At 54.6% G+C, this 20,895-nt stretch carries 19 protein-coding genes and 1 pseudogene; 3 read left to right on the top strand and 17 right to left on the bottom strand.

Translation table 11 applies throughout. The annotated features are described in order from the left end of the window. Positions 1 to 38: 38 nt before the first annotated feature. On the bottom strand, positions 39 to 1,979 hold the full coding sequence (locus CKF42_RS17235) for a methyl-accepting chemotaxis protein (RefSeq protein WP_111208734.1): 1,941 nt from the start codon (positions 1,977 to 1,979) through the stop codon (positions 39 to 41). Between the two features lie 520 nt (positions 1,980 to 2,499). Between CKF42_RS17235 and CKF42_RS17240 the strand changes: the two genes are divergently transcribed. Then, the gene (locus CKF42_RS17240; RefSeq protein ID WP_111208735.1) at positions 2,500 to 3,627 is read left to right on the top strand and encodes a Fic family protein; all 1,128 of its coding nucleotides are present in this window, start codon (positions 2,500 to 2,502) and stop codon (positions 3,625 to 3,627) included. Positions 3,628 to 3,692: 65 nt separating this feature from the next. Here CKF42_RS17240 and CKF42_RS17245 read toward each other — a convergent pair whose 3' ends face one another. The 4 genes and pseudogenes from CKF42_RS17245 to CKF42_RS21380 form a co-directional block, all read right to left on the bottom strand. Continuing rightward, positions 3,693 to 5,087, bottom strand: coding sequence for a glycoside hydrolase family 1 protein (locus CKF42_RS17245; protein WP_111208736.1), 1,395 nt, complete (start codon positions 5,085 to 5,087; stop codon positions 3,693 to 3,695). 12 nt (positions 5,088 to 5,099) lie between these two features. After that, positions 5,100 to 6,962 (bottom strand): PTS beta-glucoside transporter subunit IIABC, encoded by a 1,863-nt coding sequence (gene bglF, locus CKF42_RS17250; RefSeq protein ID WP_111208737.1) that lies wholly within the window; start codon positions 6,960 to 6,962, stop codon positions 5,100 to 5,102. A 136-nt stretch (positions 6,963 to 7,098) separates the two neighbouring features. After that, positions 7,099 to 7,932, bottom strand: coding sequence for a BglG family transcription antiterminator LicT (licT, locus tag CKF42_RS17255; RefSeq protein ID WP_111208738.1), 834 nt, complete (start codon positions 7,930 to 7,932; stop codon positions 7,099 to 7,101). Positions 7,933 to 8,094: 162 nt separating this feature from the next. Then, positions 8,095 to 8,197, bottom strand: a pseudogene (locus CKF42_RS21380) (hypothetical protein); the annotation flags it as partial. Between the two features lie 411 nt (positions 8,198 to 8,608). Here CKF42_RS21380 and CKF42_RS17260 point away from each other — a divergent pair. Then, positions 8,609 to 8,884 carry a hypothetical protein gene (locus CKF42_RS17260; protein WP_009092952.1) on the top strand — a complete coding sequence of 92 codons (276 nt, stop codon included), beginning with the start codon at positions 8,609 to 8,611 and terminating at the stop codon, positions 8,882 to 8,884. Between the two features lie 64 nt (positions 8,885 to 8,948). Here the strand turns inward: CKF42_RS17260 and CKF42_RS17265 are convergent, their stop codons facing one another. The 3 genes from CKF42_RS17265 to CKF42_RS17280 form a co-directional block, all read right to left on the bottom strand. Then, the gene (locus tag CKF42_RS17265; protein WP_111208739.1) at positions 8,949 to 10,574 is read right to left on the bottom strand and encodes a cholesterol oxidase substrate-binding domain-containing protein; all 1,626 of its coding nucleotides are present in this window, start codon (positions 10,572 to 10,574) and stop codon (positions 8,949 to 8,951) included. Positions 10,575 to 10,602: 28 nt separating this feature from the next. Further along, positions 10,603 to 10,863 (bottom strand): phage holin family protein, encoded by a 261-nt coding sequence (locus CKF42_RS21530; RefSeq protein ID WP_071987832.1) that lies wholly within the window; start codon positions 10,861 to 10,863, stop codon positions 10,603 to 10,605. A 1,004-nt stretch (positions 10,864 to 11,867) separates the two neighbouring features. Next, complete coding sequence (locus CKF42_RS17280) at positions 11,868 to 12,194, bottom strand: YebG family protein (RefSeq protein ID WP_009092949.1); 327 nt, start codon at positions 12,192 to 12,194, stop codon at positions 11,868 to 11,870. A gap of 232 nt (positions 12,195 to 12,426) precedes the next feature. Here CKF42_RS17280 and CKF42_RS17285 point away from each other — a divergent pair, with 232 nt between their 5' ends. Continuing rightward, positions 12,427 to 13,389, top strand: a complete 963-nt coding sequence (locus CKF42_RS17285) for a benzoate transporter (protein ID WP_111208740.1) — start codon at positions 12,427 to 12,429, stop codon at positions 13,387 to 13,389. Between the two features lie 102 nt (positions 13,390 to 13,491). On the opposite strand, the gene CKF42_RS17290 is transcribed toward CKF42_RS17285, so the two are convergent. From CKF42_RS17290 to CKF42_RS17330, 9 genes are all read right to left on the bottom strand, one after another. After that, on the bottom strand, positions 13,492 to 13,908 hold the full coding sequence (locus CKF42_RS17290; protein WP_146239951.1) for a hypothetical protein: 417 nt from the start codon (positions 13,906 to 13,908) through the stop codon (positions 13,492 to 13,494). A 23-nt stretch (positions 13,909 to 13,931) separates the two neighbouring features. After that, a complete protein-coding gene (locus CKF42_RS17295; RefSeq protein WP_009092947.1) occupies positions 13,932 to 14,726 on the bottom strand; it encodes an SIR2 family protein in 795 nt (264 codons plus the stop codon). Then, a complete protein-coding gene (locus CKF42_RS17300) occupies positions 14,723 to 15,283 on the bottom strand; it encodes a non-canonical purine NTP pyrophosphatase (protein WP_009092945.1) in 561 nt (186 codons plus the stop codon). The genes CKF42_RS17295 and CKF42_RS17300 overlap by 4 nt, the downstream gene beginning before the upstream one ends. Before the next feature lie 156 nt (positions 15,284 to 15,439). After that, positions 15,440 to 16,291 carry an ABC transporter substrate-binding protein gene (locus CKF42_RS17305; RefSeq protein ID WP_369974607.1) on the bottom strand — a complete coding sequence of 284 codons (852 nt, stop codon included), beginning with the start codon at positions 16,289 to 16,291 and terminating at the stop codon, positions 15,440 to 15,442. Positions 16,292 to 16,344: 53 nt separating this feature from the next. After that, complete coding sequence (locus CKF42_RS17310; RefSeq protein ID WP_009092943.1) at positions 16,345 to 17,139, bottom strand: amino acid ABC transporter ATP-binding protein; 795 nt, start codon at positions 17,137 to 17,139, stop codon at positions 16,345 to 16,347. Further along, positions 17,123 to 18,055, bottom strand: coding sequence for an amino acid ABC transporter permease (locus CKF42_RS17315; RefSeq protein WP_046102680.1), 933 nt, complete (start codon positions 18,053 to 18,055; stop codon positions 17,123 to 17,125). Before CKF42_RS17315 ends, CKF42_RS17310 begins: the two co-directional genes overlap by 17 nt. 9 nt (positions 18,056 to 18,064) lie before the next feature. Beyond that, positions 18,065 to 18,577 carry a GNAT family N-acetyltransferase gene (locus tag CKF42_RS17320; RefSeq protein WP_009092941.1) on the bottom strand — a complete coding sequence of 171 codons (513 nt, stop codon included), beginning with the start codon at positions 18,575 to 18,577 and terminating at the stop codon, positions 18,065 to 18,067. A 9-nt stretch (positions 18,578 to 18,586) separates the two neighbouring features. Next, the gene (locus CKF42_RS17325; RefSeq protein WP_009092940.1) at positions 18,587 to 19,528 is read right to left on the bottom strand and encodes an ABC transporter substrate-binding protein; all 942 of its coding nucleotides are present in this window, start codon (positions 19,526 to 19,528) and stop codon (positions 18,587 to 18,589) included. A gap of 11 nt (positions 19,529 to 19,539) precedes the next feature. Beyond that, the gene (locus CKF42_RS17330; RefSeq protein WP_111208743.1) at positions 19,540 to 20,853 is read right to left on the bottom strand and encodes an LLM class flavin-dependent oxidoreductase; all 1,314 of its coding nucleotides are present in this window, start codon (positions 20,851 to 20,853) and stop codon (positions 19,540 to 19,542) included. Positions 20,854 to 20,895: the final 42 nt, after the last annotated feature.

Raw genomic sequence — 20,895 nt, forward strand, 5'->3', positions numbered from 1 at the left:
GTCGCCCTGCCTGGCAGCGACGGCGTTGTCAGTGCGTTTTATGCCAGGTGAAACTGCTCCACCGTCTGCGCCAGCTGCTGCGCCTGATCCTCCAGTGAACTGGCGGCGGCGGACATCTGCTGCACCAGCGCGGCGTTCTGCTGAGTGGTGCCATCCATCTCGTTGACGGCAATCGTGACCTGACTGATGCCACGCGCCTGTTCGTCAGAGGCGGTGACAATCTCACCGATAATTCCCTGCACCGAGTTCACCGCCTGCATCATCTCCTGCATGGTCTTACCGGCATCGTTCACCAGCCGGACGCCGCTTTCGACCCGCACGCTTGACTCTTCGATCAGTGCGCCAATCTCTTTCACAGCGTTGGCACTGCGCTGGGCCAGATTACGCACCTCACTGGCGACCACGGCGAAGCCGCGTCCCTGTTCACCAGCACGCGCCGCTTCCACTGCCGCATTCAGCGCCAGAATATTGGTCTGGAAAGCGATGCTGTTGATCATCGTGGTGATATCGCCAATTTTTTTCGAGCTGTCATCGATCTGCGCCATGGTCTGCACGACCTCACCGACCAGCGTGGCACCGCGGCTGGCGATGTGCGTCGCGTTTTCGGTCAGGCTGGTCGCCTGCTGCGCGTTGTCGGCGTTCAGACGAATCGTGGCGCTAATCTGCTCCATGCTGGCGGCGGTCTGCTCCAGCGCAGCAGCCTGCTCCTCGGTGCGCGACGCCAGGTTGAGGTTGCCGCTGGCAATTTCCCCCGCTCCCTGACGCACCGATTCACTGGCATCTTTAATCTGTCCGACAATCTGTCGCAGCTGGGTCTGCATGGTCTCAAGGGCAAAGAACAGGCTGCTGCGATCGCCCTTCTGCACGGCAATCGCGTTATCCAGTTTGCCATCGGCTACCGCCAGCGCGATCTGAGCCGCTTCAATCGGCTCGCCGCCAATCGGACGCAGCACTTTACGGCTGAACAGCATACCCAGCACCGTACCGACCAGCAGAATGCTCACCACCATCAGGATCACTGCCCACATCAGCTGGCGGTTGGCGGCGGCCATCACCTGGCTGACCGGCGCGACCACACCCAGATACCAGGGCTTATCGCTGTTGCCGATCACGACCGGCTGCCAGGTGACCAGCGCCTCTTCACCCAGTATCCCATCAAAATGCTGCACCACCTTCGAGGTAAAGTTATCGGTTTGGCCTTTCCAGGGTTTTCCGGCCTCCTCTTTAACCGGCGATGAGACCACATTGCCGCCATTGGAGAGCAGCAGCGCATAGCCGGTGCCCTGCCACGGTTTAATCTGGTTCACTTTTGCTTGCAGCGAGGCCAGCGAAATATCTGACGTGACGACCGCCTTCAGCGTGCCCTGATCCATAATCACCGCAGCAACCGAAGTGAGTAATGTCGGCACGCCGTTATAGGCGTAGCTATAGGGTTCGGTAAGCGTATCTTTTTGAGACTTTTGCGGGATGAGATAGTAGTCGCCCTGTCCCGGCGTGAGGTAAGAAAGCAGAGGATGCATGGCGTAATGGCCTGAGGCATCACGGTCAACAAACCAGGCATAGCGGCCCTGTGGCGCCTGACCCTGCTGGGTAGCGAACTCCGCATCGCGGCCATCGAACGCATTCTGTTCGAATATCACTGACATCGACAGATACTCCGGATTGGCGCGCAGCGCATATTCCATCACTTTGTCCGCTGCCTTGCGATCGGTAATGCCTGCATGCGGTAAAGCGATCAGACTTTGTCCAAGATGACTGGCCACATCGCGTGCATGTGTCAGCTCCTGCTGCACCTGCAGACCCCGGCTCTGGGCAATCTGCTGCAGATACTTCTCTGCCAGCGCTTTCTGCTCTTTACCGGACTGCCAGCTGAGGACACCGATGGTGACGGTAAAGCCCAGCGTGATGGTTAAACCGCCCATGAGCAGCATCTGCGCACGGGTACTCATTTTTTTCTTTTTTAGTAACGAACTGGACATAATTTTTTCCCCTGGAAATGATCCTGCTCTTTACCTCCTTGTGGTTATAGTGCTCCTGAGATCATCTATCGGCGGCGTTTTTTTGAACTTTACCCTGCGCTAAGCCTGCGGCACCCAGAACGCTGCCTGATTATTTCGGGGAAATTGATCGCTAAGGGATTATGTCGTGAATGATGAACGGGATTTTTTTGATCTGCGACAATACAGCCGCTCTCCACAACTGTCAGTTTATGTAAAACATTGCTGCAGACCCTTATCACTGTGGAGAGAAATCAATGATTGGTAAATTCGGTTTAACAGGTGGGTTAATTATCTGGCTGGCTTATGTTGCCTGGATTGTACATTACTACTCAGACACCTTTATTCAGTTCTCCCGCTAAACAGACAGGGCCTGCGGGCCCTTTTTTCTGTCTTCAGGTTCGCCAGCGTATTCTGTGAGCCGATTGTTTGGTATTATCGCCTCATTCTGTGAGCCGAATAAGGTGCGTGATTCAGCTCATTTCCTGACCCTGAGCTGACTATGAACACCCACTGGATCTGGCAACAGGCCGACTGGCCCCACTTTCACTGGCAGGATGCCGTGCTGTTACCGCGCCTGCGCCATCTGCAGCAGCAGCGCGGCCTGCTGCTGGGCCGCGCCAGTCTGCACCCCGACAGCGAAAGCCAGACGCTGGATACCCTGCTCAGTAATATCCTCTCCTCATCGGCCATTGAAGAGGAGCGGGTTAACGTGCAGTCGGTCCGCTCGTCGCTGGCGCGTCGGCTGCGCGTCACGGAAGAGCAGCCCTGGCCGGTCTCTGACCGCTCAGAAGGCCTGGCGGCGATGATGCTGGACGCGATCAACAACCGCAGCCAGCCGCTGACGATGGAGCGACTGTATCAGTGGCATCACTGGCTGTTTCCGGCAGATGAATGGACGGTGCAGCGTCTGAGCGTCGGGATGTTGCGTGGCAGCGAGCCGATGCAGGTAGTCTCAGGGCGTATCGACCGGCCCACCGTCCATTTTGAAGCCCCGCCGCGTGACGGACTGGAGCCGCAGCTGGCGCAGTTTATTGCGTGGTTTAACCAGAGCCAGCAGGACGTCATGCTCGACCCGTTGCTGCGGGCCGCGATCTGTCACCTCTGGTTTGTGACCCTGCATCCCTTTGATGACGGCAACGGCCGCATCACGCGGGCACTTACCGACCTGGCACTGGCGCAGGCCGACAGTCAGAGTATCCGTCTCTACGCCATGTCTCCCGCCATTCTGGCGCACCGTGCGGACTATTACCGCATTCTGGAACAGACGCAAAAAGGCGACACCGACATCACCCGCTGGCTGGTGTGGTTTCTGGATATCCTTGATGAGAGTCTGCAACAGGCGATGAGCGTGATTGACCGCACGCAGATTAAGGCGCGATTCTGGCTGCGCTATCAGGGAACGGGACTGAGTCAGGAGCAGGTTAAAGTGCTGAACCGGCTGCTGGATGGCGGCGAACAGGGATTTGAACAGGGGATCAGCGCCAGTCAGTATCAGAAGGTGGCAAAAGTCAGTAAAGCGACTGCAACCCGACATCTGGCGGATCTGGTCGAAAAAGGGTGCCTTTACCGGCTGGAAGGCGGCGGCAGGAGCACCCGCTATCAGGTTAATACCGGCGAGACACCCTGACTCAGCCGGTTTTGCACGGAGGAAAAAGAGATCGCAGGCAGCGCGATGCCGCTTTCCCGCGGCGATTATCCTTTCAGCGATCCTCCTCGGGTGGCGATGACCTCTTTATACCAGTAGAAGCTTTTCTTGCGGCTGCGCGCCAGTGAACCCTCACCGTTGTCATCGCGATCGACGTAGATAAATCCGTAGCGTTTTGAGAGTTCGGCTTTCGATGCGCTGACCAGATCGATCGGGCCCCAGCTGGTATAGCCCATAACCTCCACGCCATCTTCAATCGCCTCACGGACCTGCACCAGATGATCGTTGAGGTAGCTGATGCGGTAGTCATCCTGCACGACGCCAGCGGCATCGGGTTTATCTTTCGCGCCAAGCCCATTCTCAACGATAAACAGCGGCTTCTGATAGCGATCCCACAGCAGATTGAGCAGCGTGCGCAAGCCGATCGGATCAATCTGCCAGCCCCATTCAGACGCGGGCAGATGGGGGTTCGGTACCATACTCAGGATATTGCCCCGCAGCTGCTGATTCAGCGCGTCATCGGCGGTGACGCAGCCGGTCATGTAGTAGCTGAAAGAGATGAAATCGACGGTCGATTTCAGCGCTTCACGGTCGGCGTCGGTGATCTCAAGGGCAATATGGTTGTCGCGGAAGAAGCGCAACATGTAGCCCGGATAAGCGCCACGGCACTGAACGTCGCCAAAGAATTGCCATATCCGGTTCTCCTGCAGCGCTTCCAGAACATCTTCGGGTTTGCAGCTCAATGGATAGACCAGCCCACCCAGCAGCATGTTGCCGATTTGGGCGTCAGGGATAATCTCATGGCAGGCTTTTACCGCCAGCGCGCTGGCGACCAGCTGATGATGAATCGCCTGATACACCTCCCCTTTGCTGGCGGTTTCCGGCAGACCCACCCCGGTCAGAGGGGCATGCAGCGACATGTTAATCTCATTAAAGGTCAGCCAGAGTCTGACTTTATGCCGGTAACGGGTAAATACCGTGCGGGCGTAGTGACTGAAGAAATCAATTACCCGCCGATTGCCCCAGCCCCCATACTGCGTCACCAGTTCCCAGGGCATCTCATAGTGTGACAGTGTCACAAGTGGCGTGATGTTGTGCGCGGCCAGCTCGTCAAACAGCCGGTCATAATAAGCCAGACCCGCCTCTTCAGGCTGCTGCTCATCACCCTGCGGAAAGATGCGTGTCCACGCAATTGAGACCCGCAGGCAGCTGAAGCCCATCTCGGCAAACAGGCGGATATCTTCCGGATAGCGGTGGTAAAAATCAATCGCCACATCCTTGAGGCTGTGACTGCCCGGGCCCCGCTCGCAAACCGGACCAAAAATCCCCTGCGGCTGAAGGTCGGAGGTCGAAAGGCCTTTACCCGCCTCACGCCAGGCTCCTTCCACCTGATTTGCGGCAACGGCGCCGCCCCATAAAAATGAATCCGGGAAAGTTTTCATGCTGTTCTCCTGTTATTGATGGCTGAGGCTGAGTAACGGTTGTCCGGCCGTCACGGTGCTGGCTGCAGCAGTGATGACATCAGCGTAGTCATCGCTGTTACTGATAATGATGGGGGTGGTCAGGTCATAGCCGGCAGCAAGAATCGCCTGACGATCAAATTCCAGCAGCAGATCGCCCGGTTGAATTTTGTCGCCTGCGCTGACGTGTGCGATAAACGGCTTGCCGTCGAGCTTTACCGTATCGATGCCGACGTGGATCAACAGCTCGACGCCGCTATCACTCAGTAAGCCGATGGCGTGCCGGGTCTGAAACAGCGAGGCGACCTCACCGGCAAACGGCGCGATGACTTTGTTATCAAGCGGAATGATGGCGACACCGCGCCCCAGCAGGCCACTGGCGAACGTGGCGTCCGGCACCTGATCGAGCGCCAGCACGGTGCCAGACAGCGGGGAAAGGATCGCGTTTTCGTCTGAGGAGAGGGGTGTCGCCGCCACAGGGGGGGCGGCTTTGGGCATACCGGCAAGCAGGGTCATGCCACAGCTCAGAACCAGCGCCAGCACTGTTCCGGCAATCCCGCCCCATAAGGTGGCATCGACCCCGCCGGGCGGGATCATCTGAGCAATCGTGAAGACGTTGGCAAAGCCAAAGGAGTAAACGTGTGTGTGGCTGAAGCCGACAATCGCCCCGCCGATAGCACCCGCCACGCAGCCAAAAATAAAGGGACGGCGCAGCGGCAGATTGACGCCATACACAGCCGGTTCAGTAATTCCAAAAATCCCTGCTGTCACGGATGAGCCAGCCAGGACCTTCTGCCGGGCATCACGGCTGCGCAGGAAAATCCCCAGCGCGGCGCCAACCTGACCCATGACGGCGGGCAGCAGCATCGGCAGCATTGAGTCGTGCCCCAGCACCGCCAGGTTGTTGATCATGAGAGGCACCAGCCCCCAGTGCAGACCAAAGATCACACAGACCTGCCACAGCGCACCCATGGCGGCGCCAGCCAGCCAGGGGGCCAGCGCATAAATCCACTGGTAGCCGTTGGCCAGCATCATGCTCAGCCAGGTGGCCACGGGGCCAATCACCAGAAAAGTCAGCGGCACGGTAACGCCCAGGCAGATCAGGGGCGTAAAAAAGTTCTTCATGGAGGCAGGAAGCCGCCTGTTGCTCTGTTTTTCCAGCCAGCAGCTCACCCATGCGGCAAGAATCACCGGAATGACCGACGCACTGTAGTTGAACCAGGTGACAGGGATACCCAGAAACGCGTCCGCCATTGCGCCGGTTTGCTGGCTGGCATTAAAAGCAGCGATCATGGTCGGATGGGTGAGTGCCCCGCCGATCACCATGGTGATGAAGGGATTGCCACCAAACTTCTTACCGGCGGTATAACCCAGCACCAGCGGGAAAAAGAAGAACAGCGCATCACTGGCAGCAAACCAGATTTTATAGGTGCCGCTCTCAACGGAAAGCCAGCCGCAGACCACAGCCAGGGCCAGCAGGCCTTTAAGAATGCCCGAAGCGGCCAGAATGCCGATAAAAGGGGTGAAAATACCTGAAATGATGTCAATAAGCCGGCTGAAAAGGTTACCGCCACTGTCGTTTTCATCCGTTGCGACAGGAGCGTCATCGCGCAGTCCCGCTTCAGCGCGAACCGCCTGCCAGACCGCATGCACATGGTTGCCGATGACGACCTGGAACTGCCCGCCGCTTTCAACCACCATAATCACACCCGGGTTTTTCTTCAGTGCCTCCGCATCCGCCTTCTGACTCTCTTTCAGTCTGAAACGAAGCCGGGTGGCGCAATGCTCCAGGCTGACGATGTTCGCTTTACCACCCACATGGCTGAGGATCTCCTGCGCCAGTTTCTGATATTCCATCTCTCTTTCCTTACAAGCGATGTCCGCAGACATCCGTTGAGGGAGCCAAAAATAAAAAAACCTGAGAACGACCTCTTTTCAGAGGCCGCGCTCAGGTTTTGCCTGCACGACGCAGTAACAATCCAGGTTAAGGAGTTTAACGCCCCTCTTTTCTCACCCGTTCGATATGAATGGCGAGAAACATCATCTCTTCCGCTGTCAGATCACGCTGATAGCTTTGCTGCAGATGCTGCGCGATCTTCACCGCGCATTTCCACGCTTTGGGATAGTTCTCTTTAACCGCGGTATGGAGTGACACATCATCGTCATCAACGACGGTGCGTGTCAGCATCCGCTGGGCAAAAAACTTCAGATGAGTGACGAACCGCTGGTAACTCAGCGATGACTCGTCATAGTCCAGCTGCAGCTGATACTTCACCAGTTGCAGGACGTCCTGCATCACCCGCGTCACATCCATCACTTCCGGCATTTCGTTGTTGAGCTGAGCCGTTACCAGATGAAGCGCGATAAATCCGGCTTCATCTTCAGGCAGTTCCACATTCAGACGACGGGCGATGATGGCGCGGGCTTCCTGACCCAGCTCAAACTCCCGGGGATAGAGTCGCCTGATATCCCAGAGCAGCACGTTTTTTATCGCCAGCCCCTTCTTCTGCCGCTCGATGGCAAAGAAACAGTGATCCGTTAATGTGATGTAGAGACTCTCCTGCAGTTTCCCTAATCGCTGTGCTGCCAGGTTGATAATCCGGTCGCAGGTCGTCATGACCTCAGCAGGGATCTGGTTCAGTAACTCCTCAAGACGGCGCACCAGAAGATCGCTTTGCAGCGCGAATACTTTCTCAATCTGCGCGGTATCAAGACTGTCCCCGACACGCTTCTGAAAAGCCAGTCCGCATCCCATCACGACCTGCTCACGTCCCTGTTCGTCCTGAACCACCACCACATTGTTATTAAGCACTTTGGCGATTTTCATCCAGACCCCAAAAACAAAAAACCTGACCTCCGGCTGACGCCAGAAATCAGGTTTTGCCTGCCTGAGCAGTAACAATCCAGTACGCGCACTCTACCATTTTTGAAACGGACCTCAATCTGCCTTGGTGAAAAGCGTGACGGCGATCCTGCTGCACAGGGAAATTTAAAATGTCACCACGGTTTTACGTTTCGTCACCCAGGCATCCTGAGTGCGGGCGATGCCAGTACTGAATGCCGGGCTGCAGTTCCAGCCAGCTGAAGGGACGAGCAAGGCAAAAAAAACCTGAGCGTCTCACAGTGGCAGAAACCGTGAGACGCTCAGGTTTTTCCCGTTAACCAGTAATAACCCTTTGCAGATGATGGGGCCACACTCATATCGAACGCGGGCAGTGAAAAGCCGGGGAATTTCTGTTTGAGAAAAGCGTGAGCGAATTAACATGCCACCGATACTGAGATCGCGACGGCACAATAAAAACCGGAAATAGACATCCTGAATAATGACAAATAATTTAAACGACTCCTTCCGGATATCAGGCTGGAGAAGATTTATTATTTTATCATGAAAAGAGGTTGGCTTCCGGATTATTGACAGCCTGTCTGGCTTATGCAACCATCAATTGAAGGCGGAATTATTTTGTAATAAATTTGCCATTTATTATTGTGATAAGGAAATTTCAATGCGTGAACTTACTATAAGCGAAGTAAACTCAGTCTCAGGTGGCAACGTTGGTGAAATTATTGTTGGTGGTGTAAAGCTGATTAACGACTTATTCAATACCCCCCTGCTCTCTTTTCCAGGGAGACTTTTGGATGCCATCGGCTTAGGAAGCATTCATCACGCCCTTGACTCGATTGGCTTTGCTATATTTACAACGATTGCTTCATTAGGCAGTGCGCTGGGTGGCGATGCCAGTCAGATTAACTACCATTTCAATGAGGAATGGGGTGATTAAAAATAAGCTATCCGGATATGAAGCCACCGTTTAGGTGGCTTCATTCACAGTGACCGAATGATGACTACAGGGTCGCTTTAAAAAGCCTCATGGTTAAAGGTGAAGAGTAGAGGTAGTGAGGGTCATACTTATCGAGCGTCGCTTTTGCAAAACGCCAGTCATACCCATCGGTGATACCCTGAGTTAAGCTATCAGGAATAAGGGTGTCGATAACCGTCTCATTATCCCAGGCATCTTTTTCTGAATATCCCCAGCCTTTGCTCCACTCAACGCGTACCGTTGCATAATCGCCAGAATAGTGATTGAACACCCACTCTTCCAACTCTCTGAAAAACTTCAGTGAGTCAGGAGTACCAGGCATTGTCAGATTATCCAGCCAGATTGCAACATCCCATTCAGGGTGAGCATCAACAGGCCGGGCTGCGGAGAGTGCAGGAGGAACAGCACCAGCAATATCGGTATCAGCTGGATTATCTAAACCGGTCACACGAATTTCAATCGGACCATTCATGGGATAAGCGTTAGATTTTTTATAGATATCCACCATGCTCTCATATTTCGCCTTAAATTCACTGAGTACCTTTTGAATGTTCTCTCTGCGGGTGATGATGACATAGCCGTTAGCCGTCACCCGAAGCGTGTCTGGCTTGATATACATCAAGACATCTTTGCTCCACCCCCACAGGTCGCTACTGATTGTCGCACCAAGTCCGATATTGACCAGATTGAACATCAGGTTTCCTAATGAAGGTGTGAGTTCCGGAAAGCCATTGTGAATCTTCCTGACCAAATCGGAAACCTGAACAGGAATATTATCCGAAAAAGGATAGTTAAAGGGAGAATGGACGGGTTTAGATATCCTGTTGTAGGCTGGAGACTCTGTCCAGATTTTTAACCATGGTGTGGTAGTAAACGGAAACCAGATGATCTCAGCACGCCCGCATTTATCCAGATAGGAGGTATAGGTTCTGATACCTTCACCCTCCTGACCAAATAATTCGACGGCGGGAACATTGACAAAACTTTGGCAGCGTAAACGCTTGTTGCGCGGCACCTGAAGTTTAACTTCATAAATAAATGCTCTCCCGACATGAATCATAAAGGCTGATATCTCCGGGTTGGTTCTTTCGAACGTTTTTAGCACGTACTGCTTAAGATTGTCATCCCACACAATGGCTTTGAGTTCGACAATGTTATTGCTGACGGTTCCCCAACTCCCCCCTGCGGGGCGTTCTTCATTGACAGAGGCGATGCCGGTCCCATGTCCTCCTATTGCGAGGACACCGCCAAGCGTCAGATCGCCTGGTGCAGGCATGCTGTAAAAGCCTAGTTTCTTTTTCTCAAGCAGAGTAACAAGAGCTTCCATCTGAATGCCGGTCTGAGCCGTGATATAGCCGTAATCACCATGTTTAACTATCGTTGCAGCATTAAGATGTTTCGTCATGTCAACCAGGACAACATCACTGTTGTCAGCATTATTATCAATAGTCAATCTTGACCAGTTATGCTGAATACCTACCGGGCGAACTTTGAATTTATTATCAACAGCCCAGTTAATGACATCGAGTAATTCAGCACTGGTCTTAGGTGAACATGAGAGAATGTTTTTTCCGGATGTCTCTTTTGACCAGTTTAAAAAATCAGTGCGGAACGTTTTTAACGGGAATGCAGTTGTAATCTGGTTGTTCATAGAATGTCCTTATTTAACCTCTTCAGATTTAACGGTAAACACATCCACCACAGAAAAATGAGACAGACCCACTTATAACAATGGCTTCATACAGACTTAATCCATAATTAACACATATAATACCTCCAAGAAGTCCCCAGAAAATTGAGATGGTCAGCGCAGATAAAAGTGTTTGTATCGTTGGCGCTGCTCTTCCTGCGTAAGCACTTAACAGATATCTTGTTACGCCCCCGAAAAAGGATATCAGCAAGAAGATCATCAGCCAGATTGTTTCAGGTTCATTTCTCATATATCTCCCCTGACATGTTAACGCCTCCTGTCGTGCCTGGAGTGGATATAGTGATAATGAAGATCAGCGCAATGCTCAAATAAAAAACAGAGTGCGACGTGTAAATTTCCTGAACCAGGTCATTTTCTTTTGTAAAAAGAAGTAGAGCTTTTCATTACAGGTGATAAAAACGAGGCTTTTGGGTATAAAAAACTGAACGCCTTTGCTTTTTGAGTAAGTCAGATTCAAAAGGGGGTCTATTATCTGAACTTTTTTTCTCAACAGATAGAAAAGTTGAGAGATATTATTGGCAGAGATGGATTTATATCTTGCTTCCCATACCTGTAAAATTAAATCGGCAACATCAATCTCCCTTGCCTTCCTGCTTTTGATCATAAAAATAAAAAGTGTGAATTCGTTCCTGCTCAGGGAAATTACCTTTCCTTTACAAAACAGGCTTCTGGTTTTTTTATTCACAAGTATAATCAAAATTGAACCTCCTCTCCGTTTTTATGATTTCTATACATGACAGGCGGTAGATGTTAATTAAAAAAAAGTCCAATATGATAATTTTTTTGGAAAGCGCGTTTTTAACGTACAGGTTCATAAAAGAATTAAAAAATTCAGTAGCATCTTCCTGGTCAATGACTGGGGAAGGGTTTTCACATTTTCTTTCCGGACTTAAGCAGGATTTACTCTGTTTCAGGATGCCTTATTTACTGCCAGGAGAGATTGATAGAGGCGGAACAGGCATGCTGACCCTGTCTGAGCACTACTGTCATCACTGATGGGTCGCACAGAATGGCAGAGGGAGAGTGCGGGCAAAGAATTTTGATGAGCTTATATTTTTCAGAAAAGAATTTTAATGTGCATTACTCCCCGCCTGTTCTGTCAGAATCAGGGTGCTCAGGAATAACGATGAACGATGGGGCTCATTTAATGAGCTAATACGGATGAGACGGGAAGAGAATCTTAATTCAGAAACAGCAACGCCGGAAGGTTCGCTTCCGGCGTTGAAGTGAAGATTAGGCCGCTTTTACTGCGCGCACTTTCTTCGCCGCAGGCTCATCAGCCTGGCTGTCAGCATCGTCTGAGCGGGAAGCGTGGGTCGTCGCCTCCGGCAGTTTGCTGGTGCGAAGGATATGCTGTACCGACTCTTTCTGCTCAGCAATCAGCAGGCCAAGCGTTTCCGCCTGTGCTTCGTCCATCGCGGGCTGATGCTGTAACAGCCAGTCGGTGAAGGCTTCGGCCATATCGAGCATTTTGTCGTAGGCATCGGCCTCTTTCTTATTGGCAAACGTCATCTTCTCTTCACCCTTTCTGACTACTACAAATTTTGTTTCAACAGCCATCTTTTCGCCCTCAGGTACTGTGTATACATACAGTATATCATGCTCAGTTTGCTTTGCCAGCAGAGAATGGAGTTTAACGGAGACGTGCAATTGAACCTTATCATCGCGCAGGCTTTTCTCCGATCAGGACGTTAATCCGGCGATGGGGTCAGATTCCCCTGTCTGACGCAGCTTCAGGCGGGGGGCAGAAAGATTCTGTCAGGAGGGTGGCAGTAAAAACGCTGGAAAGTGTATGGAAAGCGTAAAACAGCAGGTACAATCCGCAAAAAATAAAATTGATGATGATGGCAAAAGGATTAGTTCGCCAATGATTTACGATTGTTTCCTGTACTATGATGAAGATATGCTTCTTGAGCTGCGTTTAAATACACTTTATGAGCATGTTGACCGCTTTGTCATCGTTGAGTCTCTCTATACTTTCACGGGTAAGCGACGAGAAAAACTTAATTTCAATATTGACCGGTTCGCCGCGTTTCGCGAAAAGATCATCTATGTGATAAATGATTCCGTTCCCACGATTTATCAACATGAATTCCTGTCCGGCAGTTCTGTGGTGAAAGCCGGGGAATCCGATCCGTGGGAAAATGAAACCATTGCGCGTAACAGCATTATGCATGGTCTGCGCCATGCTCAGGACGACGACATCATCATCATTTCCGACGTTGATGAAATTCCTCACCCTGCTGCCCTTACGCAGTTCAGTCGCCGTCATCTGTGCACGACGCTGTATCAGAACTTTTTTAACTATAAATTTAATGTTCAGGTACTCAACGATGATGGCTCGGCGCGCTTATGTCGCCTGCCGAAAATGACGACGATGAAAAACCTTAAGGGCTTTTTTCAGGGACAGCCAGAGTTGTTACGCAACGTGAAGCGTAAAGGCACCCCAATACGGGATAGCTGGTGGCGCTGGAGACTTCTTAAGATGCGCACCCGGATTGTCATGAACGCGGGCTGGCATTTTTCCTGGGTAATGACCGATGCACGCATCAGCGAGAAGATGGAGACAATTTCCCATACAGAAAATAATCTTCCCGAGTTCAATAATCCGGATCACATCCGGCGCTGTGTTGATAAAAATATAGATATCTGGAACCGGCCAAGGAAGATGGTCATCCGGCCTATTGATTATGAATATATGCCTGCGTGGCTGGTAGATAATCAGGAAAAATTCGAAGAGTTTATAAAACGATAAGATCTTTAACCTGACAGCCCGCTCTGAGCGGGCTGTTTTATCGCAACAACCAGCCAAAGGTGGCCGTTTCCAATGGCCTGAATCGTCGCGATGCTCAGTACACTACTCTGACGCGAACTCAACGCTGAGTTTGCCGCAATCCAGCATGCCGTACTGCTTTCTGCCCGTAATGCGTTCTGCATAAAAAGGAACCAGCCATTGCTCAGCCGGGCCGCTTATCTCTGCGTCAATGAACCGTATGCCCTTCTGGCGGGCGACTTCGGCTGCTTCATGCCAGTTTTGCCAGTCGTTGGGTTGTCTCAGCCAGGCGCTCAGCACGATCTGTTTTGCCTGCTCAACCGTGTAATGTTTGCACGCCGCAAGGTTTTCCTCACTGTAGTACTGGTCACCTGTTTTCAGATAGATCAGCGTTCCTGTCCCTGTCAGGGCCAGCAGAACAAGCCCCGTAAAACCGATCACTGTACCCTTCACAACACTTCTGATCATAACGCCACGCATTGATTGATTGTAAGCAGCCACTCTCTGAGCAGGCGATACAGGCATTACACCAGCAACTCTTCCAGGAACTGTGCCAGCGCTTTACGCGGATCATCCTCTTCCGAGACGATCACTTCGATCCCCCACTGCCCCAGCACCTCTTTTGCCACCGGGTTGTTGCGGTTGGTAAACAGGTACGATTTTGGCCGGGCCGTTGCCAGCCCGGTGCGGCCCCACATTTTCGTCAGGCGGTAAAAGAGCAGGCGAATGTTGAAGTCACTGATGCTGTAGCCGACAAACAGCACCGAATTGCCCATCACGTCGTGGGTGAGTTTGATGTCGAGCGGCGAGTCGAAATAGAGACGCTCAAAATAGCTGCTTTCATCCAGCACAATAGAGGTATCGTCGTCGAAATCGCCGTGAAGTTTGATGATATGTCGCTTCTCTTCGGTCAGCGACACCAGATCGGCGGCATTCGCCACTTTATAATAGGGAACCCCGTGCGCATCGTGCGCCGCCTCCAGCCAGCGATCGTAGTTAGTGGTGTAGATACGCGAGAAATTACCCTGCGTAATCATGGTGTGAATTTCAGAAGAGCGGACATCAATATCGGGCCGGTGCCATTCGCGATCCATCCAGCTGCGCAGCGGGCCCAGCGAGCCTTTTTTCTGTTTGTAATACTCCGCCAGCGACAGGTGCGTGCCGTAAGTATTAAAGATTTTTGGATCGTAGCCCAGTTCATGCGCGAGGTGAGCAATCAGCTCATGCCACTCCGGCAGGCCGAAATTGCGTGAGATACCGGCACCGGCAAACAGGATCAGTTTGCCGGAATCATAGGCGCGTTTGAGTTCAGGTTTCATGCCACTCCCCGGGCGGTTTTCAAAAAGGTGGCGAAGCGATCCAGCGCGATACGCCGCATGGAGATCTCATTCTTGAGTTCACCCATTTCCGCAAAGGTCTGCTCATAGCCTTCGGGAATAAAGACGCAGTCCCACTGAAAGCCGCGCGTGCCGGCGGGTTTTGCCGCGATGGTGCCGCGCAGCTCGCCTGAAAACTGATACATCTTGCGGCCGTCACAGTAACCCAGCACCGTTTTGGCCGTGACGGCCTGGCTGTCGAGTCCCTGCACCAGCGCCGTAAAGCGCTCAGCGTCGAGGCGATTCCAGAAGATGCGGGTCAGACCCGCGGGTAACCCATTCAGGCCATCCAGATAGAGGCCGGTGTGCTCAACAAACAGCGGCCGCCCGATCAGCGCGAAAGCTTTGGTCAGCTTGTCACGCACCAGGTCAAGCTCGTTTTCTGTCTGTATTTCTTCGATGCGACGGGCGATAGGCAGCACTTCGACCCCGACAGGTTCGAGTATCTTGCGCACCTCCGCCAGCTTTTGCTCATTGGCAGAAAGGAATCTGATTTTCATGGGCTTCCAGGGCTGAAACTCCGCCACACAACAGAATTTTTTATGAGTTTGAGGGGGCAGGATAAAACAGTCACGCCGGAGAGTGTAGTGCAATTATCGGGTTATCAGCATGCCGTGCACCAGACCGGTTAGCGCAGTGCAACCGGTCTGGCGGTGTCAGTAAACGATACCCGGCGGGTTTATCAGGGAGTGGTCGACGGCCTCATCCTGTTCACCCCAGCGGGCCAGCACCTGCTGATACTGGCCGCCCGCGATGGTGCCATCCAGCGCAGTCTGGAGAGCGGGGGCCAGGCCATTGCCCTTTTTGGTGGTGACGGCGACCCAGGCACGAAACGGCCCGTTGCCCACCAGTCGGGTCTGGCCGCGCGAGGCGGCTTTCCAGGCGGCCATGGAGTGCGGGCCAAACAGGGCGTCGGCCCGTCCCGACAGCAGCGTCAGCGTCGCAGAGGCATCATCGGTCAGATAGATTGGCGTCACGGCAGGCAGGCCTTTCGCCCGGTTCTGCGCATTCCAGCTCAGCAGGATCCGCTCCTGATTGGTGCCCGACGACACGATAATGCGCTTCCCGGCAATGTCAGCAGGGGCACTAATCTGTCTGATCGGACTCTCCTTTTTCACCGCGAAAGCGTGGTTGTCAGCACGATAGGTGGCAAAGTCGAACTTCTTCTTACGCTCTTCGGTGACGGCGATATTAAACATCGCCACATCATAGCGCCCGGCGCTGATCCCCAGCGGCCAGTCCTCCCAGGAGGCCGGCACCAGCTTCAGCTTTAACCCCAGACTGTCAGCCAGCAGCCTGGCGATGTCGGGATCGCTGCCGATGCGGGTCACGTTGTCAGAGGCCAGCAGCGCCAGCGGCGGCGAGTTTGTGGCTGAGGTCGCCACGGTCAGGGTGCCCGGCTCGATAAAATGATAGTTCGCCGGAATTTTAGCGATCGCCAGCGGATTAGCCGGAGCATGGATGGGCGTTTCGTTGCGGCGGATGTCGGGCTTTTCCGGGGCGGCCATGGAGAGCGCCGGGATCAGCCCCACGAAAGCCAGCGCCAGGGGAGTCAGGCGCCTCATAAGACGCGCGCCAGGAAGCGACGGGTGCGCTCGTGACGCGGATTGCTGAGCACCTGCTGGGTCGTGCCCTGCTCCACAATACGGCCATCCACCATAAAGACCACATGGTCAGCCACTTCGCGGGCAAACCCGATCTCGTGCGTCACAATGACCAGCGTGGTGCCGGAGCGCGCCAGCTTCTTGATCACATCGAGCACTTCGCCGACCAGTTCCGGGTCCAGCGCCGAGGTGGGTTCATCGAACAGCATCACCCTGGGATTGAGCATCAGCGCCCGCGCGATAGCGATGCGCTGCTGCTGCCCGCCTGACAGGTGGCGCGGCCAGGCATCGGCTTTGTGGCGCAGGCCGACAATGTCCAGCAGTTCACCGGCCCGCTGAATCGCCGCCTGCCGGGAGAGCTGGCGATGCGCAATCGGTGCTTCAATCAGGTTATCCAGCACGCTCAGGTGCGGGAACAGGTTAAAGTTCTGGAAGACGTAGCCGACGTTTATGCGCTGCCGCAGAATCGCCTGCTCCTTCAGCTCATAGAGCTTGTTGCCGCGCTGCTGATAGCCAATATAGTCGCCATCAATCTGAATAAAGCCTTCATCGACCCGCTCCAGATGATTAATGGTGCGCAGCAGGGTGGATTTACCGGAGCCGGAGGGGCCGAGGATCACCGTGACCGAGCCAGGCGGCAGGGAGAGCGAGACATTATCCAGCGCTTTATGTTTGCCAAAACGTTTACTGACGCCGGTGATGCTGATGGCCCCGCTGGTGTGAGAAAGACGATAATCAATGGCTTCGGACATGGCTGATCTCCTCGGTCGGTTGAAGTGGCGAGACGCGGTTGCGCCATTGACGCCAGCGAGAGGGTTGCGGTTCACGCGTCACGCTGCGGGCCATCCAGCGTTCTGCGTTGTACTGAATGACGGAGAGCACGGTGGTGATAATCAGATACCACGCGGCACCCACCATCAGCAGCGGGATGACCTCCTGATTGCGGTTATAGATCATCTGAATGGTGTAAAAGAGCTCCGGCATGGCCAGCACATAAACCATCGCCGTGCCTTTCGCCAGGCTGATGATCTCGTTGAACGTGGTCGGAATAATGGTGCGCAGCGCCTGCGGCAGAATGATGCGGAAGGTGCGGCGCGTGGCAGAGAGGCCGAGCGCAGAAGCCGCCTCCACCTGCCCCTGATCGACACCGAGAATGCCGCCGCGAATGATCTCCGCGCTGTAGGCCGCCTGCACCAGTGTCAGGCCGATGACCGCAGCCGGAAACTGTCCCAGCACATTGATGGTCTGAAACGCGCCCCACGACAGGCCGGTAAACGGAATCCCTATCGAGAGCGTTTCATAGAGATAGGAGAAGTTATAAAGAATAATCAGCACGACGATCAGCGGCAGTGAACGGAACAGCCAGATGTAGCCCCATGCCAGCGTGCTCAGCAGCCAGGAGGAGGAGAGGCGCGCCAGAGCCAGCAGACCGCCAGCCAGCAGGCTGAAGATCGTCCCCAGCAGGGTGAGCAGCAGCGTCTGTCCCAGACCGTGCAGGATCACCGGATCAAAGAACCAGCGTGCAAACACCCCCCACTCCCAGCGCGGATTAAAGGCCACCGACTGCACGACGCCTGCGAGGATAAACAGCGCAACGATCGCGCCAGCGGTGCGTGCCGGATAACGGGCCGGCACCACCTGTAACTGTTGATGCTGAGGTTTACTCATCGTCGATCCTTAACTCGCTTCCGCGACGTTATACACGCCGATCACTTTAATAAAACGCAGTCGCCCGTCGTGGGGCGGCTGACCGTAACGCTCCAGATCGCCGCTGAGATCGAACTGAGGCTGATAACCGTGACCGGTGTAGAGCCGGACGGCCTCGGGCTGACGGAAGCCGGTGGTGAGAAACAGCCGCTGGTAGCCCGCCTGCAGGGCCCGACGCTCCAGCTCCTGCAGGACCACCAGCGCCAGGCCCTGACGGCGCAGATCGCTGCGGGTCCAGATGCGCTTCAGCTCGGCGGTCTGCAGGTCATAAGGTTTGTAGGCGCCCATCGCGATGATCTCGCCGTCGCGCTCCAGCACAATAAACAGCCCCTGCGGCGGCAGATACCACTCTGTCAGCTCCTGCTCCTTAAGCCGGGCAAAATAGTCGCCATAGCGAGCGGCATATTCACCGAACAGGCCGCCCAGGATCGGTTGCAGCTCCGGCGCCTCGGGCGACACCTCGCGAAACGTTAATTCACTCATCTCAGCTCCTTAATCGCCCAGTCCGGCGGGATTAACTTCAGAATGACCAATCTGCTCAACGCCTTCGCCCCAGCGGTTAAGCACCTTCTGATAGTCGCCATTGCCGATCACGCCATTCAGCGCCGTACTGATCGGTTCGGCCAGACCGCTGCCTTTTTTCACCGTCACCGCAATGTGAGCCGCTTTTGGCCAACCCCCATCCACACTCCCCACCAGCCGGGTTTTCCCGGTCAGAGCCGCCTTCCAGGCCCCGATCACATTCGGCCCGAAATAGGCGTCTGCCCGACCCGACTGGAGCGCCAGCGTCTGTGCGGCATCATCTTTGGCATAGATCGGCGTAAAGGGTTTCAGGCCCTTAGCCTGATTCTCTTTATCCCACGCGAGCAGGATCGCCTCCTGATTGGTGCCGGATCCCACGATGATCCGCAGCCCGGCAATCTCCTCCGCTTTGGTCAGCGACTGAATCGGGCTGCCGGTCCGGACATAAAAGCCCAGCGAGTCTTTGCGATAGGTCGCGAAGTCGAACTTCTCTTTGCGTGGCTTCGTCACGGTGATGTTCGAGATTGCCGCGTCATACTTGCCCGAGGCGACGCCGAGCGGCCAGTCCTCCCAGGAGGTCGGGACGACATTCAGCTTCAGTCCCAGGCTGTCGGCGACCAGCCGGGCGATATCCACCTCGCTGCCGAGCAGGGTTTTGTTGTCGTCAGAAAAGACCGTAAGCGGCGGAGAGTTAAGCGCGGCCACCGCCACGGTAAACGCGCCCGGCACCACAAAATGGTGACCGGCGGGCAGCTGCGCGATGGCCTCCGCATTTTTCGCGGTGTTGATCGGCGTTTTATTGGCTTCCACACTGACACGCTGGCCGTTGTAGGAGACGCTGGTGCCCTCTGCCAGAGCGTGGCTGCTGGCGGCCAGCATAAGCAGAGCGATGAGACGTAAGGGTTTTTGCATGATCCGGACTCTTATTGTGAGGTGAACTGATTAACGGGGGATTTCAGGGCGAAGCTGTCGCGCAGGGTGGTGCCCGGATAGTCACGGCGCGTCAGGCCGCGTGCCTGCAGAATCGGCACCACCCGATCGACAAAGCGTTCAAAGGTGTCAGGCGTGCCGCCATTGATGATGAAGCCGTCAGTGGCGTGGGTTTCAAACCAGAGCTGCAGGCCATCCGCCACCTCTTCAGGCGTGCCGTGAAACAGGGGGCGCGGGGTGGCCGCTTCCAGTGCCGCCTGACGCAGGGTGTGCCCCTGCTCTTTCGCTTTGCGTTTGATCTCGTCGGTGGTGCTGCGGAAGCTGTTCTGTCCGATGTCGCCGATATCGGGGAACGGCTGATCCAGCGGGTACTGCGAAAAGTCGTGATGGTCAAAGAAGCGTCCAAGGTAGTTCAGCGCATCAGTCACCGAAACCAGCGCCGCAGTGGTCTGGTACTGCTGTTCGACGTCATCGGCGTTATCGCCCACAATCACGCTGACACCCTGAAAGATGTGCAGATCTTCCGGCTGACGGCCATTGGCCACCAGTTGCTGCTTCACATCCTGATAGAAGGCCTGCGCCTCTTCGCGCGTTGGCTGATGGGTGAAAATGGCGTCGGCATGGCGCGCCGCCAGCTTTTTGCCATCTGCGGATGCGCCCGCCTGGAAGATAATCGGACGCCCCTGCGGCGTACGGCCGATATTCAGCGGTCCCTGCACCTGGAAGAAGTCACCGTGATGATCCAGGGTGTGCAGCTTCGCCGGATCGAAAAACTGCCCGCTCGCCTTGTCCCGCACAAACGCATCCTGCTCCCACGAATCCCACAGCCCTTTCACCACCTGCAGATACTCATCGGCAATGCGGTAGCGCAGTGCATGTTCCGGATGCTGCTGGCGGGAGAAATTTTTTGCCGATCCTTCCAGCGGTGACGTCACCACGTTCCAGCCTGCGCGCCCGCCGCTGAGATGATCGAGGCTGGCGAACTGACGCGCCACGGTAAACGGCTCGCTGTAGGAGGTGGAGACGGTGCCGACCAGCCCCAGATGCTCCGTGACACCGGCCAGCGCCGAGAGCAGCGTCAGCGGCTCAAAGCGGTTGAGAAAGTGGGGAATCGATTTCTCGTTGATAAACAACCCGTCGGCGACAAACAGAAAATCGAGTTTGCCCTGCTCCGCCTTACGGGCGATTTTTTTGGCGTAATCCAGGCTGATGCTGGCATCGGCCTGGGCCGCCGGATGGCGCCAGGCGGACATGTTGCCAGAGGCGCCATGCAGAATGGTGCCCAGCCGAAGTTGTCTTGTGGTCATGATGTTCTCTCTTTTTTAGTCGTCGCGGTGCCTGACGACGCT

Source organism: Pantoea sp. ARC270 (assembly GCF_003236725.1).
GTDB classification, from domain to species: Bacteria; Pseudomonadota; Gammaproteobacteria; order Enterobacterales; family Enterobacteriaceae; genus Pantoea; species Pantoea anthophila.

Bases quoted from the DNA above. Each gene is read 5' to 3' on its own strand.
- CKF42_RS17235 (WP_111208734.1), bottom strand. From the start codon at position 1,979: ATGTCCAGTTCGTTACTAAAAAAGAAAAAAATGAGTACCCGTGCGCAG.
- CKF42_RS17240 (WP_111208735.1), top strand. From the start codon at position 2,500: ATGAACACCCACTGGATCTGGCAACAGGCCGACTGGCCCCACTTTCAC.
- CKF42_RS17245 (WP_111208736.1), bottom strand. From the start codon at position 5,087: ATGAAAACTTTCCCGGATTCATTTTTATGGGGCGGCGCCGTTGCCGCA.
- bglF (WP_111208737.1), bottom strand. From the start codon at position 6,962: ATGGAATATCAGAAACTGGCGCAGGAGATCCTCAGCCATGTGGGTGGT.
- licT (WP_111208738.1), bottom strand. From the start codon at position 7,932: ATGAAAATCGCCAAAGTGCTTAATAACAATGTGGTGGTGGTTCAGGAC.
- CKF42_RS17260 (WP_009092952.1), top strand. From the start codon at position 8,609: ATGCGTGAACTTACTATAAGCGAAGTAAACTCAGTCTCAGGTGGCAAC.
- CKF42_RS17265 (WP_111208739.1), bottom strand. From the start codon at position 10,574: ATGAACAACCAGATTACAACTGCATTCCCGTTAAAAACGTTCCGCACT.
- CKF42_RS21530 (WP_071987832.1), bottom strand. From the start codon at position 10,863: ATGAGAAATGAACCTGAAACAATCTGGCTGATGATCTTCTTGCTGATA.
- CKF42_RS17280 (WP_009092949.1), bottom strand. From the start codon at position 12,194: ATGGCTGTTGAAACAAAATTTGTAGTAGTCAGAAAGGGTGAAGAGAAG.
- CKF42_RS17285 (WP_111208740.1), top strand. From the start codon at position 12,427: ATGGAAAGCGTAAAACAGCAGGTACAATCCGCAAAAAATAAAATTGAT.
- CKF42_RS17295 (WP_009092947.1), bottom strand. From the start codon at position 14,726: ATGAAACCTGAACTCAAACGCGCCTATGATTCCGGCAAACTGATCCTG.
- CKF42_RS17300 (WP_009092945.1), bottom strand. From the start codon at position 15,283: ATGAAAATCAGATTCCTTTCTGCCAATGAGCAAAAGCTGGCGGAGGTG.
- CKF42_RS17305 (WP_369974607.1), bottom strand. From the start codon at position 16,291: ATGGCCGCCCCGGAAAAGCCCGACATCCGCCGCAACGAAACGCCCATC.
- CKF42_RS17310 (WP_009092943.1), bottom strand. From the start codon at position 17,139: ATGTCCGAAGCCATTGATTATCGTCTTTCTCACACCAGCGGGGCCATC.
- CKF42_RS17315 (WP_046102680.1), bottom strand. From the start codon at position 18,055: ATGAGTAAACCTCAGCATCAACAGTTACAGGTGGTGCCGGCCCGTTAT.
- CKF42_RS17320 (WP_009092941.1), bottom strand. From the start codon at position 18,577: ATGAGTGAATTAACGTTTCGCGAGGTGTCGCCCGAGGCGCCGGAGCTG.
- CKF42_RS17325 (WP_009092940.1), bottom strand. From the start codon at position 19,528: ATGCAAAAACCCTTACGTCTCATCGCTCTGCTTATGCTGGCCGCCAGC.
- CKF42_RS17330 (WP_111208743.1), bottom strand. From the start codon at position 20,853: ATGACCACAAGACAACTTCGGCTGGGCACCATTCTGCATGGCGCCTCT.